Here is a 15,133-nt window from a genome sequence, read left to right as displayed (position 1 = left end):
AGGGACCCCGCCCCCTCGGAATCGGGGGCGGGGTCCGCCGTCGTGCACCTACGGGCAGCTCGACCGACTGCCGGTCACCTGCCGCGCAGTTCGACGCGGATCAGCGCCGCAGCCCGGTCCAGGGCCTCGGTGACCGCCGCCCGGCTCTCGCCGACGGCGACGACATGGCCGATCCGGCCATACGCATCGGTGGGCGGGGCAACGGGGCGGCCCTCGGCCGCGGTGACCACCACCCGCTCCACCCCGGCCACGGCCCGGGCCTCCTCCAATCCGGTGACGCCCTTCAGCACCCCCGCCTCGGTCGGCAGGATGAACTGGATGCCGGCGTGGCGGGCGAAGCCGTCGGGCAGTACCGGGGCGGCCCCGCTGGCGTAGCCCACCTGGGCGGTGAGCAGGTCGACGCCGGTGGCGAGGCGGTAGAGCTCGGGGATCAGCCCGCCCGCGAGCCGCGGGTTGATCTCGACGACGGCGCTGCCGGACGCGGTGCGCTTGACCTCGGTGTGGCTCGGGCCGCGGCCCAGGCCGGTCGCGGTCAGCGCGGCCGAGACCGCCTCGGTCATCTCCCGCGCCACCTCGGCCGGCAGGTCGGCCGGCACGATGTGCCGGGACTCGACGAAGTGCGGCGCACCGGTCACCGTCTTCTCGGTGATGCCGATCAGCCGGTGCCGGCCGTCCACCCCGAACATCTCCACGCTGTACTCGGGCGCGTCCAGATACTGCTCGACCAGCGCCCGACCCGCCGTGGCCTGCCCGCGGCCGTTGGTCCGTACGGCCACGATCTCCTCGGTCAGCGCGGCGGCCTGCTCCGCGGTGTCGCAGCGGCGCACCCGCGTCGAGCCGGAGTCGTCGACCGGCTTGACCACGCAGGGCGTGCCGATCCGGGCGGCCGCGGCGGCGGCCGACGGCCCGTCCGCCACCACCTCGAACGCCGGCTGGCCGATCCCGGCCCGCAAAAGGGTGCGGCGCAGCTCTCCCTTGTTCCGGCAGCCGGCTATCGCCTCCGCGCGCTCCGCGGGCAGCCCGACCGCGGTGGCCAGCGCGGCCGCCGCCACCAGGTAGAACTCGCTGGTGGTGGACACCCCGGCGATGCACCCGGGCTCGAACGCCTTGGTCACCGCGCGGACCAGCGCATCGGTGTCGTTGGTGTCGCAGTCCACGACCGTGGCGCCGGTCTCCGCCAGCCCGGCGTACCGGGTGGAGTCACCGGTCGCCAGCACCGGCTCGTAGCCGGCCTCCGCCGCGATCCGCAGCGCCAGCATGCCGGTGCCGGTGGTGTTGGACTCGACGAAGACGAACGCCGGGCGCGGGGCGTCGGCGCGGTTGCGGCGGAACGACCAGCTGTGCACCTCCGTGCCGTCGAGCACCTGACGCGGCACGGTGGCCGACGGCAGCCGTTCCAGGTCCTGTTCGGCCCAGTGCGCGCCGCTGTGCACGGTGTCCGCATAGCGGTCACCGCGGTCCGGGAAGATGCCGACGACGGTCGTGCCCGGGGTGGCCCGCTCGGCCATGGCGCCCAGCACCCGGTACACCGAGCCGGAGGTGTTGCCGGCGAACAGCTTCTCCTCGCGGGCCAGGTCGCGGGTGGCGCCGAACGCCTCCCGGTCGTTGAGCCAGTGCACCTCGTCGATCAGGGCGTGGTCCAGGTTCTTCGGGTGCAGGCTGTTGCCCAGTCCGCTCTGGAGCCGCTTGGGCCGGTCGGGCTGGCCGAACAGCACGCTGCCGACGCAGTCCACCCCCACCACGTACAGCTCCGGCCGGGACTCACGCAGCACCCGCGAGGTGCCGCACAGCGAACCGCCGCTGCCCACCGCACCGACCAGGACGTCCACCGTGTCCAGGTCGGCGAGCAGCTCCTCGGCCAGGTGCCGGTAGGCGGCCGGGTTCTGCGGGTTCTCGTACTGCCGTGGCCAGAACGCGCCCGGGTTCTGGTCCATGATCTCCCGCAGCCGGGTCAGCCTGGCGCCCTGCCAGCCGCGGTCGTCCATCGCGGACACCACGTGCACCTCGCAGCCCAGCGCCTCCAGCTTGGCCAGCGTGATCCGGTCGATCCGGGGGTCGGTGACGATGTGCACCGGGTGGCCGAGGGAGGTGCCCACCAGGGCGACACCGAGGGCCATGGTCCCCGAGGAGCTCTCCACTATGGGGGCGCCCTCGGCCAGCGCGCCGGTGCGGCGGGCGTCGGTGATGATCTGCTTGGCGACCCTGTCCTTCATCGCGAACAGGTTGTTCATCTCCAGTTTGGCGTAGACCGCGACGCCCCGGTCGGCGCCCAGTCGCAGGCGCACCAGCGGCGTATGGCCGATGGCCTCGATCACGTTCTGGCTCAGCATGTGCGCTCTCTCTTCCCGTCCCTGCACCCGGCCGGCCCGGCCCCGTCGTCGAACTCCCGCCGGGGCCGCGGCGCCGGGCGTCACCGGTCGAAGCTCAAGGTCCGATAGACCGTCACGTTGCCGACGAGCTCGGAGCACGCGCTCGCGGCGTCCACCACCCGCTGCGGGTAGGAGGGATCGGCGGTGTCGAGCAGCACCCCCAGGCTCGTCCCGCTGTGGCCGACCACCACGCCGAGCCCGCCGACCTGCCGGCAGACCTCGATCATCGGCTCCAACGTCCGCTTGGGACGCAGCACTTGGTTCATCAGGGCGCTGCGGGTGGCCACCGCGCCCACCTCGGCGAGGTCGGCGGCGGCCACCGCCGTGGTGATCCGCTCCAGCAGCCGGGCGTACTCCGCGCGGTCCGCGGCGGAGAACGGCTTGGGGATGCGGTTGAAGGCGACGGTGTCGATCTCGCCGCCCTCGTCGACGCCCACCACGGTCATCGACGGCAGCGGCCCCAGCCTGGAGTGCAGCGCCACCCGGCGGTGGTAGAACGCCACGATGCCCGGGTACAGGACGCCGTCGGTCGGCTCGATCTCGGCCAGCAGCGTCTCGATCCGCCGGGGCGGCATCGGCTCGCCCAGCGCATTGGCCACCGCGCGCGCCGTCGCCACCAGGTCGGCGGAGGAGCTGGCGAGCCCCTTGCCCTCGGGCAGCGTGCTCTCGATCGTCAGCACCCCGCCCATCGGCGTCGCCGACGACTGCGTGATCATCCTGGCGAGCCGGAGCGCCTTGTGCTTGTGCGCCGGGTGCACCGTCAACGCGTCGGCGCCGGGCGTGCCGTGGAAGGTCACCCGGGCCCAGCGGGCGATCGGCAGGGTGACCAGGAAGTCGCTGTTCTCCTCCGGCAGCACGCCCTGGAGCAGCTCGCCGAACGTGCCGGACGCGGTGCTCATCCCGGTCACCGCCGCGTACGGGGCCGCGCCGCGCCCCAGGACGTCCTGCACCGCCCCGTCGGGGACCGTCGCCACTACTGCCGCCCCTCCGGTCCGGCGAGCAGCCGGTCGAGGCCGGCGGCCGCCTCCTCGATGCCGGCGCGCCGGTCGCGCCAGCGCTCCGCCAGCGCGTCGAACGCGGCCTCCTGATCGGTGAGCAGGGACCGTACCGCGTCCGGACTGGCCGAGCCGTCCGAGCGCTTGGCCGCGAGCCCGCCCGACACGCTCATCGCCTCGGTCAGCAGCCCGGCGGCGTCGTCGGCCCGGTGGCCCTCGTCGGCCAGCAGGGCGTCCAGCAGCGGGCCGTCCGGCTCCGCGGGCGGCAGTCCGCGCTCGACGGCCCGCACGATGTAGCGCCCGGCGACGACCTGGGCGGTGCGCCAGGGCACGGCCGCCCGCAGCGTCAGCAGGTTGGCGAGGGTGAACCCGCCCAGGTACTCGCGCTCGCAGGCCTCCCGCATCCGGTCCGCCCGGAACTCCAGGTTCGTGAGCACCGCACCGAACAGCCGCAGCACCGACCCGAAGGCGTCGAAGGCGGCGGGCACCCCCGCGTTCGCCTCCTTGGACACCTCGACGGAGTTGCTGTACGGGGTGTTCCGCTGGCCGGTGGCGATGTCGGTGTAGGCCGCGCTCAGATGCGCCGTACGGGCCCGGATGCGCTCCAGCACCGGGTAGTTCTTCTTCTGCGGCATCGCCGAGGAGATGCCCGACCAGTGGTCCGGCAGGTCGATGAAGCCGTACCCGGCGCTGCCCCAGGTCATCAGGTCGGTGACGAACCGGCTCAGCGCCACGCCCAGCAGCGAGAACTCCGCGCAGGCCTCCAGCGCCCAGTCGCGCTGCGCCACCGCCCGCAGGGCGTGCGTGCGGACCTCGGTGAAGCCCAGCAGCCGGGCCATCCGCTCCCGGTCCCAGGGCAGTTCCTGGCCCGCCATGGCACCCGCGCCCATCGGCGAGGCGCTGGCGGTCCGGTACACCGCGTCCAACCGTTCCAGGGTGTGCAACACCTGGTCGCACAGCCCGGCGAAGTAGAAGCCCGGACTGATCACCTGGGCCGGCTGCATATGGGTGTAGCCGGGCATCGCCAGTCCGACGCCGCGGCCGGCCAGCCGGTGCGCGGTACGGCCGAACGCCAGCAGCGCCTCGGCGCTCTCCAGCAGCCGGCCGCGGCCGTACATCAGCTGGGCGGTGGCCTGGAGGTCGTTGCGGCTGCGGTCGACGTGCCAGGCGGGCGGCACCTCGGCCAGCCGGCGGGAGACGTAGCGCTCCAGGGTGAAGGCGATGTCGCTCATGCTCTCCCCGGCCTCCCGCGCGATGGCCTCGGGGGTGACCTGGTCGAGCAGTGCGGCGACGGCGCCGACCTGGGCGGCGTCCAGCAGCCCGAGCCGCCGGTACTCCAGCAGCAGCACCTTCTCCAGCTGGACGTACCCGGGCAGCAGGGCGTCGATCTCGAAGCGGAGCTGCGGTTCGAGCACCTCGGCGCGCAGCAGGGCGTCCGGGCCGGACGCGATCCGCCCGGTCAGCCCGCCCGGTCCGCCGGCACGGGGCGCCGTCACATCGTCGTTGGGCATGCGTTCCTCACGGGGGCGAAGGGGTCTCACGGAGACGAGGGGGCGGGTCGGGACGGTGCCGGGGCCGGGGCGGGGTGGGAGAGCGCCGGGGCCGGGGCGGGGTGGGTGAGAGCAGCCAGCACCACGTCCTTGGCGTCGGCCGCTCGGGTTCGTAGGAAGTGGGGCCCACCGGCGTCGAGTTGACGGTACGTCACATCCTCGGAGAGGGACTGCCAGTCCTCCCGTCCGCGGTCCTCGGCGGCCGGCGGGGCGCCGGGGCCGTCCGCGGCCACGACCAGGTCGATGCCCGCCGTGACCCGGTGGTCGGCCGGGCGCTGCCGGGCGGCCAGCAGGAAGCGACCCGCGGAGCGCACGTCGTGCCGGTAGGCGGGGCCCAGCAGCCGGGCCCGCTCGGGCTTGAGCCCGTCGAACTCCACGTACGCACCCTCGCGGAGCAGGGTCGCGGTGACCTCCTGGTCGCTCATCGCCGCGACCCGGTCCATCCGCTCCGGCAGCCCGGCCAGCCAGCCCGGCCCGGCGCCGCCGACGACGACCCGGCGGGGGGCGCAGGGGCCGTCCTGGAGCAGCCGGGCCAGCGCCAGCGCGGGCGCCGCGCCCTCCCCCTGGCCCCACAGCAGGAGCGGCACGGCGGGCAGCCGGCGCAGCTCGTGCTCCACCCGCCGGGCCGCCTCCGCCACGTCCACCAGGTCCTGCGGGCCGGGTACGAAGTCGTGTCCGGGCAGTTCCACGCCGTACACCTCGATGCCGCCGGGAGCCAGCTCCCGGGCGAGGGCGAGGAAGTTGACGGCGTTCCCGCCGGCGCCGGGGAAGCAGACCAGCCGGCCCACGGGCACGGCGCGGTCCGGGGGCGCACCCGTCAGCGGCCGGAGCAGCGCGGCCTCGGAACCGCTGCGTGCGGCGGCGCCCCCGACGTGGTGCCCCGCGTCGGTTGCGGCGTCGACCCCGGCATCGATCGCGGCGTCGATTGCGGCCGCCAGGTCGGCCAGTACCGGGTGGGCGACGATCTGGGCCAGCGAGACCAGCCGGTCGAGTTTGACCACGAGCCAGGTCGCGGAGAGCGATGTGCCGCCGAGCGTGAAGAAGTCGTCGGCCCGGCCGATGCACTGGAGCGGCGCGTTCAGGGCCTCGGCCCAGGCCATCGCCAGGCGCTGTTCGGTGGGGGTGGTGGGGGCGGTGCCGGTGACGTCGGCGTGCCCGAGCGTCCCGGCCAGCTCGGTGAGCGCCTTCCGGTCCACCTTGCCGTTCTCGCTGACCGGCAGCGCGTCCAGCCAGTGGCAGTACGCGGGGATCATGTAGTCCGGCAGATGGCCGGCGAGGACGTCCCGGATGCGGCCGGCGTCCGGGCGGCCGGTGCCGATGAGGAAGGCGACCAGCACCTTGTGCCGGTCGTTGCCGGCCGAGGCCACGACCACCGCGTCCTTCACCCCGTCGACGTCCAGCAGCCGGTTCTCGACCTCACCGGTCTCGATGCGGAATCCGCGGATCTTGACCTGTTGGTCGCGGCGGCCCAGGAACTGCAACCGGCCCTCGGGCAGCCAGCGACCGAAGTCACCGGTCCGGTACATCCGTTGGCCCGGCCGGAACGGGTCGGGCACGAAGGCCGCCCGGGTGCGTACCGGGTCGTTGACATAGCCGCGGCCGACCGCGACGCCGGAGAAGACGATCTCCCCGGTGGCCCCGAGCGGCGCCAGCCCGCCCTGCTCGTCGAGCACGTAGCCGCGCACATTGCGGCGCATCCGTCCGAGGGTGACGAACCCGCGGTCCGGTACCCGGTCGAGGGCCTCGTGCATGGTGTCGTCGGAGACCTCGGTCGCGCCGTAGGCGTTGACCAGCCGGATGTCCGGTTGGCAGGCGAACCACCGCCGCACCAGGTCCAGTTTGAGCTCCTCGCCGGTCACCGAGACCGCGCGCAGCCCGCCGAGGTCGCGGGGGCGCCGCTCCAGGGCGGTGATCAGCGCGTCGAAGTAGGACGGGACGAGCTGGACGACCGTCGCCCGCGCGGCGGTGAGCTCCGTGACGAACCGGTCCACGTCCAGGAGCACGTCGGTGTCCACGATACGGGCGCTGCCGCCGGTCAGCAGCGGGGCGATGAGCTGCCACAGCGAGATGTCCAGGGACTGCGCGGCGGTCTGCGCCACCACCTCGCCGGGCCCGAGGTCCAGGTCGGCCACCTTCATCAGCAGGTGGTTGAGCAGCCCCGCGTGCTCGCACATCACGCCCTTGGGCGTGCCGGTGGAGCCCGAGGTGAAGTAGATGTAGGCGAGCCGGCCGGGCGCCGGGGCCCGGCCGGGGTTGCCGGTGGGATCCGCGTCGTCGGGCCGGCCTCCGTGCCCGGCGACGACGTCGCCGTCAGCTGTGTCATTGGTGTCATCTGTGTCATTGGTGTCATCGGTGCACAGCGCGGCGGCGTCCAGCAGTCGGCGCGCGCCCGCGCCGCCCGCCGCGGTGCGGGCACCCTCGCCGGCGCCCAGCACGAACCGGCATCCGGCGCCGTCGAGCTGTGCGGCGATCCGGGCGGCCGGGAAGTCCGGCTGCACCGGCAGGTAGCAGCCGCCGGCCTTGAGCACGCCGAGCGTGGCCGCCGCCCACTCCAGGCCGCGCTCCATCACGACGGCCACCACGTCCTCGTCGTCGAGCCCGTCCGCCAGCAGCGCGTGCGCGATCCGGTTGGCCCGGGCGTTCAGCCGTCCGTACGTCCACGACCGGCCGCGGTGCGAGACCGCGACCGCGTCCGGGTTGTGCCGGACCTGTTCCTCGAACCGCTCGACGAACAGCCTCCCGTCGAAGGGCTCCGCCGGGCCCGCCAACCCGTAGACCTGGAAGTGCCGTTCGTCCTCGGCGAGCAGGCTCCGCTCGCCCGCCGGGGCGTCCGGGTGCGCGGCCAGCAGCTCCAGGGCCCGGCCGTGGTAGCCGACGATCCGGGTCAGCTGCTCGTCGGTCATGACGTCCGTACGCGACCGGGCGCGCACCGTCACACGGCCGGCGTGCACGGTGATCCGCACCCACAAAGGCGGGGTCGCCTCCGGGACTTCGGGCGGTTCGGCGGCGGACAGGTCCAGTACGGATTCGTGCTGCGGCCGGTCGGCCGGGCCCGGTTCGTCGAGGCGTCGGATACCCTGCGCGGCCTGTCCGACGAGCTCGCGCCAGCTGGTGCGCAGCACCCCGGTCGCGCCCACCGGGTGCGGTGTGCGCGGGTCGCCACCGGCGGGCACGTACCCGCTGACCGGCGCCTGCCGGGAGGTGAGCGCCGCGACCACCCGGAGGTGGGCGGCGAGCAGCACGGCGTCCAGCGGGGCTGGATCCAGCGGGGCGGCGTCCAGCGGGGCGGCGCCGGCCTCGGCGACCGCGATCAGGCGGGCGGCCGTTCCCGCGTGGAGGGCGAGTTCGGCGGCCACCACCGCGGGCGCACCGGTCTCGGGTGCGGTCCATCGTGGGATGCGGACGGCCGCACCCGCCCCGCCGTCCCCCGAAGCGCGCTCGCCCGCCGTTCCGGCCGCGACGGAGCGGCCCAAATTCTTCGACACGTGATCGCCAACCTACGGAGGAATGTACAGAGGACTGTGCTGTCCGGCGTCGCCTGCCCGACCATGCTGTCGAGGGGCACTGACAGGCCGCTGACGTACCGTTACCGGCCGCCGACGCCAGGCCGGCCGCCCTCCGGCGGCGGTCGCTGTGGGCCCCTCGGCTGGCTGGAAACCTCCTTACGCCGTCGCTGTCCGCCGCCCTAGCGTTGACTCCGTGACCAGATTCGAAATCTGGTCACGGAGTCAGGGGGGAACGGGGCAGTGGAACGGGTGGAACGGGCCGAACGGGCCGAACGGGCCGAGCGCATCCTTGAGGCGGCAGCCGAGCTGCTGCTCGCCTGGGGCTACCGGCGGGTGACGATCGACGAGATCGCCCGCCGCGCCAAGGTGGGCAAGGGGACGGTCTACCTGCACTGGAAGACCAAGGACGCGCTGTTCCTCGCCGTCCTCGTCAAGGAGCAGATCCACAGCCAGCAGCGCCAGTTGACGCAGATGCGTCACGACCCGCTGGAGGTTCTGCCCAGCCGGCGGGCCGGCAGCCTGTTCCGCGAGTTCCTGCACCGACCGGTGCTCCGCGCCCTGTACACCGACGACTCCGACCTGCTCGGCCGCCTCAACGACATCGCGAAGAAGGAGTTCGCGCAGCTGATCGCCGAGACCGACCGGATGCTGGGCCGCCACCTCCAAGTACTCCGCGAACACGGCCTGGTACGCGACGACGCCGACGTCCACCACCAGCGGTACTCCCTGATGGCCACCGTCTCCGGCTTCTTCAGCACCGAGGCGCTGCTCGCGGACCGGGCCCCGGACACCCCGGAGGTACGGGCCGACATCCTCACCTGGACGGTCCGCAGCGCACTGGAGACACCGGACCCCGATTCCGTACGCGCCGTCGCGGCGGCCGCGGCCGCACCCGAAGTCATCGCCCTCTACGAGCACTTGGCAGAGCTCAGCGCGCAGGAGATGCACCGCCAGCTCCGCAGCTGAGGGCCGTCCTGAGAGCCGTCCTGAGAGCCGTCCTGAGGGCGGCCCGCGACTCTCCACCCACTCCCAACCGGAGGAGAACGCACGATGTCGGCAGTACCCCGCTCTCCATTCACCGAGCACGTCGGGAAACACCCGGGCGAGCCGAACGTGATGGACCCGACGCTGATCAACGACCCGTTCACCGGCTACGGCGCGCTCCGCGAACAGGGCCCGGTCGTCCGCGGGCGGTTCGTCGACGACTCGCCCATGTGGTTCGTGACCCGCTTCGAGGAGGTCCGCCAGGTCCTGCGCGACCAGCGGTTCCTGAACGACCCGGTGTCGCCGGTCCTGGACCGCGCGCCCGAGGACTCCCCGACGGCCCGGCTGCTGGAGACGATGGGCCTCCCCGAGCACCTCCGCCCCTACCTCGCCGGGTCGATCCTCAACAATGACGCGCCCGACCACACCCGGCTGCGGCGCCTGGTCTCCCGTGCCTTCACCGCACGGAAGATCACCAACCTGCGGCCGCGCGTCGAGGAGATCGCCGACCAACTGCTGGACCGACTCCCCGAGCACGCCGAGGACGGCGTCGTCGACCTGATCCAGCACTTCGCCTACCCGCTGCCGATCACGGTCATCTGCGAACTGGTCGGCATCCCCGAGGAGGACCGCCCGCAGTGGCGGAAGTGGGGCTCCGACCTCATCTCCCTGCAACCGGACCGGCTCGGCACCACGTTCCCCGCCATGATCGACCACATCCACGAGCTGATCCGCGAGCGACGCCGCGCCCTCACCGACGACCTGCTCAGCGAGCTGATCCGGACCCATGACGACGACGGCAGCCGGCTCAGCGACGTCGAGATGGTCACCATGGTCCTCACGGTCGTCCTGGCCGGCCACGAGACCACCGCCCACCTCATAGGCAACGGCACCCTGGCCCTGCTCACCCACCCCGACCAGTTGCGCCTGCTCAAGGACGACCCGGCCCTGTTGCCGCGCGCCGTCCACGAGTTGATGCGCTGGTGCGGACCGGTACACATGACCCAGCTGCGCTACGCCGCCGAGGACGTCGAGATCTCCGGCACCAAGATCAGCAAGGGTGACGCCGTCCAACTCATCCTGGTCTCGGCGAACTTCGACCCCCGCCACTACACCGACCCGGAGCGGCTCGACCTGACCCGGCACCCCGCGGGCCACGCCGAGAACCACGTGGGCTTCGGCCACGGGGCGCACTACTGCCTCGGCGCCACCCTCGCCAAGCAGGAGGGCGAGGTCGCCCTCGGCAGACTGCTCGCCCACTACCCGGACGTCTCACTGGGCATCGCACCCGACCGCCTGGAACGCACCCCGGTGCCGGGCTCCTGGCGACTGACGTCCCTGCCGGTCCGCCTGCGCTGAGGGACGCACCGACAGCTGCACCGACAGCTGCACCGACAACTGCACCGGCTGCCGAACCGACAGCCGGTGCACGGCGGTTCGCCCGCCTACTGCCTACTGCTGGTCGACCGACGCCCGCCAGACGATCGGTGTCGAGCCCTCACCGTCACCGGTGAAGAGCACGGCGGCCGGCGGGTCGCCCTTGGGCAGCAGGTGGACGGAGCACTCGGTCACCACACCGTTCGGCTTCACCATCTTGTCGGGGACGGCTTCGGGGCACTTGGCCACGCCGGGCCCGCCGATGTCGATGAACGTCATCCGCTGCACGCTCTGGCCGCCCGCGGTCCGCAGCGACACCCCTTCGCTCATGCTGGGCAGCAGGTCGTACTTGCCGCTGTTCCGGTACTGCATCGTCACGTAGTACGGCACCATCTTCTTCTGGTCCGCGTCCAGGTCGAACCGGCTCAGGTCGGCGAGGGAGCCGGTACGCACGCCCTTCGGCGTGATGCGCAGCGAGACGGGGCGGCGCCGGCTGTCCTCGGTGATGCCGTCCGCGGGCACGTCCGGCGCCAGCACGCCCTTCGCGCTGCCGCCGGCGTTGCCGACCGGCCAGATGAGGGTGTCGCCGCCGTCGTCCTTGTAGGAGACGGTCGCCGGCCGCTGGCTCTTGGGGAGCATGAAGATCTGGCAGAGCGCGGCCGTGGCACCGGCGGCCAGCTCCGTCGCGCCGCCCTCGCGGCACTCGGGCGGCAGGCCCGAGTCGGTGGCCAGCGGGTTGGTCCGGAACAGCGAGACCGGCTGGGCGGCCAGCCCGTCCACCCCGTTGACGGAGAAGTTCCGCTCCGGGGACGCCATCTTCACCGTCTTCTTGCCGGTGTTGGTGTAGGAGAAGGTGAGGTAGTACGGCACCATCCCCTTGAGGTCGTCGTCGAGCCGGATGTGCTTGAGGTCGGAGTCCGAACCGCGGGCCAGCCGGGTGGGCGTGATCCGCAACGGGTGCGCCGTGTGGTCGGAGCCCGTCCAGGTGGCCTGGCGCGGGGTGGGCTTCATCGGCAGCGGCTTCGCGGGCGTCACGGCGTCCGACGCCCCGGGGGAGGCCTTGCCGTCGGCGGGTGCGCCCGCACACCCCACGGCCAACAGCAGCAGCGCGCTGAGGCTCGCAGCACCAGCAAGACGTATCGGCACCCGCACGGCATCCCCCGTTGTTCTCCGCCGCGTGGCGCCACGCCATGCGGCGGCTTGCTCTCGTCACTCCCGACCGGCACCGGCACCGGCCCCTGCCCTGGCACCGGCATCGGCACCGGCACCGGCACCGGCACCGGCACCGAGAAACCGCACGCCCGGCGCCCGTCAGACCGCACGCCCAACGCCCGTTGAACCGCACGCCCAACGCCCGTTGAACCGCACGTCCGGCGCCCGTTGAACCGCATGTCCGGCGCCCGTTACCGCCGTCCCGGCCGGTCCGGTGCGCCACATTAGCCGCCCCGGGCCGGACGCGGAGCGGCGGCCCTCAGCGCGGCCGGCTCGCCCGCAGCGAGTACATCAGCGGGATGCGCGGCCGGTCGCCCGGGAAGCGGTAGTAGCCGTCGTCGCCGCGGCTCAGTGCGCCGAACCGCTGGAACATCGTCATGTCGTGCTCGTGCAGGAAGTCGATGCGCAGGCCGGCTCCGGCCAGCGCGGAGACGACCTCGCCGAGCGGGTGCTGCCACTCGACGCTGCGGTTGTTGACTGTCGGCGCGCCGCGGTCGGTGTAGGTGCCGGGCGTTTCGTCCACCCAGGCGTCCCGGCTGAAGTAGTCATGGACGACGCGCGCCCCGCTCTCGTCGTCCAGCGCATCGGTCAGCGGGTGGAACTCGGCGAGGTAGAGGAAGCCGCCCGGGGCGACGAGGGAGGCGGCGGTGTCGGCCCAGCGCTCCAGGTCCGGGAGCCAGTTCAGCGCCCCGATGCCGGTGTAGACGATGTCGTACGCGTCGTCCGGGACGGCCTCGGCGGCGTCGTACACGTCGGCGGCGACGAAGGCCGCGCGGTCCGGGCCGTAGCCGAGCGCGGCGGCCAGCTCGCGGGCGGTCTCGACGGCCGGTTCGGAGAAGTCGAGGCCGACGACGCGGGCGGCGCCGCGGTGCGCCCAGGAGAGGGTGTCCTGGCCGAAGTGGCACTGGAGGTGGAGGAGTGACCGGCCGGTGACGTCGCCGACCTCCGCGACCTCGAAGTCCCGTATCACGTCCCGGGCCCGTCGGAACCCGTCCTGGTCATAGAAGTCGCTGGCGGTGTGGATGGCGACCCGCTCGTCCCACCTCGCGCGGTTGGTCTCCCGCCAGTCGTCGGGGCCGGTGTGTCGTGGCATAGCGCGAAGTTATCCACAGCCTTGTGCTCCTCGCCAACGCATTATGAGCGCCGGGCGCAGAATGGGCCCATGACTGACGAGACGACCACAGCCCCCGACCGCTCCACCGACCCAACTCCTCCGGCGACCGCAGCCGGCGGCTCCTCCGTGACGGCGACGGGCCCGGCCACCCCGATAGCGGGCGCCGGAATGCCCGACTGGGAGAAGCGCTTCCGTGCACCGCGGATCGGGCTGCCGGAGTGGGCCGAGGACGCCCCGGACCGCTCCCTGTTCGTCTCGAACGCCACCGGCACCTTCGAGCTGTATGCCTGGGACCGTGCGACGGGCGGGCAGCGCCAGGTCACGGACCGGCCGAACGGCACGACGGACGGGACCCTGTCCCCGGACGGCGAGTGGATCTGGTGGTTCTCCGACACCGACGGCGACGAGTTCGGTGTCTGGATGCGTCAGCCGTTCGCGGGCGGTGCGGACGAGCCGGCCACCCCCGGGCTCGAACCCTCCTACCCGGGAGGCCTCGCCATCGGCCGGGACGGCACGTCCGTCATCGGCCGCTCCACGGACGAGGACGGTTCGACGATCCATGTCGCCAGGCCAGGGCAGCAGCCGGTGGAGATCTACCGCCACCGCGAATCGGCGGGCGTGGGCGACCTCTCGTACGACGGCTCGCTGATCGCCCTGGAGCACACCGAGCACGGCGATGCGATGCACTCCGCGATCCGCATCGTCCGCCCCGACGGCTCCACGGTCGCGGAGCTGGACGACACCAAGGGCGGGACGGAGGAGCTGGGCCTGTCGGTGATGGGCTTCGCCCCCGTGGACGGCGACGCCCGGCTGCTGGTGGGCCACCAGCGCCGGGGCCGGTGGGAGCCGATGATCTGGGACCCGCTGACCGGTGTGGAGACGCCGCTGGAGATCGATCTGCCCGGCGACGTGGGCGCCGACTGGTATCCGGACGGCTCGGCCCTGCTGGTGGAGCACGAGTACCAGGCGCGCAGCGAGCTGTGGCGGTACGACCTGGGTGCCGGCGGCCCCGCCCTCACCCGGGTCGACACCCCGGCCGGTACGGTCTCGGGCGCCACGGCGCGGCCCGACGGAACGATCGAGTTCCTGTGGTCGTCGGCCGCCCAGCCCCCCGAGGTGCGCTCGACGAGCGGCCGGGTCGTCCTGGACCCGCCCGGGATGACGGCACCCGGGTCGGTGCCGGTGCGGGACGTCTGGGTGGACGGCCCCGGCGGCCGGATCCACGCGCTGGTCCAGCAGCCCGCCGGCGAAGGCCCCTTCCCCACCGTGTTCGACATACACGGCGGCCCGACCTGGCACGACAGCGACGCCTTCGCCTCGTCGCCGGCGGCCTGGGTCGACCACGGCTTCGCGGTCGTCCGCGTCAACTACCGCGGCTCGACCGGCTATGGCCGGGCCTGGACGGACGCGCTCAAGCACCGCGTCGGCCTGATCGAGCTGGAGGACATCGCCGCGGTGCGTGAGTGGGCGGTCGAGTCCGGTCTCGCGGATGCCGAACGGCTGGTGCTGGCGGGCGGTTCCTGGGGTGGCTACCTGACCCTGCTGGGGCTCGGTACGCAGCCGGACGCCTGGGCGGTGGGCCTGGCCGCGGTCCCGGTCGCGGACTACGTCACGGCGTACAACGACGAGATGGAAGCCCTCAAGGCGATGGACCGCACCCTGCTCGGCGGCACTCCCGAGGAGGTCCCCGAGCGGTTCGAGGCCTCCTCCCCGCTGACCTACGTGGACGCGGTACGGGCACCGGTCTACATCTCCGCCGGCGTCAACGACCCCCGCTGCCCGATCCGGCAGGTGGAGAACTACGTCAAGCGCCTGGAGGACCGCGCCCACCCCCACGAGGTCTACCGCTACGACGCCGGCCACGGCTCCCTCGTGGTGGAGGAACGCATCAAGCAGCTCCGCCTGGAGCTCGACTTCGCCCGACGCCACGTCACCGGAGGGAGCCGGCAGGACTAGCGGAGCCGCCGAAGCCGGCCGGACCCCCGCCCCCATGTGCCACGCCAGGCCCTCCGCCCGCCGTAGGAGT

The 15,133-nt window shown here is 73.2% G+C and carries 9 protein-coding genes; 3 read left to right on the top strand and 6 right to left on the bottom strand.

Going from position 1 to position 15,133, the window contains the following annotated elements; translation table 11 throughout:
* Positions 1 to 74: 74 nt before the first annotated feature.
* The 4 genes from AB0C96_RS01005 to AB0C96_RS00990 form a co-directional block, all read right to left on the bottom strand.
* On the bottom strand, positions 75 to 2,330 hold the full coding sequence (locus AB0C96_RS01005; protein ID WP_362912287.1) for a pyridoxal-phosphate dependent enzyme: 2,256 nt from the start codon (positions 2,328 to 2,330) through the stop codon (positions 75 to 77).
* Positions 2,331 to 2,410: 80 nt separating this feature from the next.
* The gene (locus AB0C96_RS01000) at positions 2,411 to 3,343 is read right to left on the bottom strand and encodes a kinase (RefSeq protein WP_362912285.1); all 933 of its coding nucleotides are present in this window, start codon (positions 3,341 to 3,343) and stop codon (positions 2,411 to 2,413) included.
* A complete protein-coding gene (locus tag AB0C96_RS00995) occupies positions 3,343 to 4,875 on the bottom strand; it encodes a lyase family protein (protein WP_362912283.1) in 1,533 nt (510 codons plus the stop codon). The genes AB0C96_RS01000 and AB0C96_RS00995 overlap by 1 nt, the downstream gene beginning before the upstream one ends.
* A gap of 26 nt (positions 4,876 to 4,901) precedes the next feature.
* Positions 4,902 to 8,399, bottom strand: coding sequence for an amino acid adenylation domain-containing protein (locus AB0C96_RS00990; RefSeq protein WP_362912281.1), 3,498 nt, complete (start codon positions 8,397 to 8,399; stop codon positions 4,902 to 4,904).
* A 261-nt stretch (positions 8,400 to 8,660) separates the two neighbouring features.
* Between AB0C96_RS00990 and AB0C96_RS00985 the strand changes: the two genes are divergently transcribed.
* Entirely contained in the window at positions 8,661 to 9,386 is a 726-nt protein-coding gene (locus AB0C96_RS00985; protein WP_362912279.1) for a helix-turn-helix domain-containing protein, read from the top strand.
* A gap of 84 nt (positions 9,387 to 9,470) precedes the next feature.
* Complete coding sequence (locus tag AB0C96_RS00980; RefSeq protein WP_362912277.1) at positions 9,471 to 10,763, top strand: cytochrome P450; 1,293 nt, start codon at positions 9,471 to 9,473, stop codon at positions 10,761 to 10,763.
* Between the two features lie 93 nt (positions 10,764 to 10,856).
* On the opposite strand, the gene AB0C96_RS00975 is transcribed toward AB0C96_RS00980, so the two are convergent.
* Both AB0C96_RS00975 and AB0C96_RS00970 read right to left on the bottom strand, forming a co-directional pair.
* Positions 10,857 to 11,927, bottom strand: coding sequence for a hypothetical protein (locus AB0C96_RS00975; protein ID WP_362912275.1), 1,071 nt, complete (start codon positions 11,925 to 11,927; stop codon positions 10,857 to 10,859).
* A gap of 325 nt (positions 11,928 to 12,252) precedes the next feature.
* On the bottom strand, positions 12,253 to 13,086 hold the full coding sequence (locus AB0C96_RS00970; protein WP_362912273.1) for a class I SAM-dependent methyltransferase: 834 nt from the start codon (positions 13,084 to 13,086) through the stop codon (positions 12,253 to 12,255).
* A gap of 189 nt (positions 13,087 to 13,275) precedes the next feature.
* Here AB0C96_RS00970 and AB0C96_RS00965 point away from each other — a divergent pair, with 189 nt between their 5' ends.
* Positions 13,276 to 15,063 carry a prolyl oligopeptidase family serine peptidase gene (locus tag AB0C96_RS00965; RefSeq protein WP_362912444.1) on the top strand — a complete coding sequence of 596 codons (1,788 nt, stop codon included), beginning with the start codon at positions 13,276 to 13,278 and terminating at the stop codon, positions 15,061 to 15,063.
* The last annotated feature ends 70 nt before the right edge of the window (positions 15,064 to 15,133 follow it).

This window comes from Streptomyces sp. NPDC048506 (assembly GCF_040651315.1).
In the GTDB taxonomy this organism is placed as follows: Bacteria; Actinomycetota; Actinomycetes; order Streptomycetales; family Streptomycetaceae; genus Streptomyces.
This window is presented reverse-complemented; position numbering and strand designations above follow the sequence as displayed.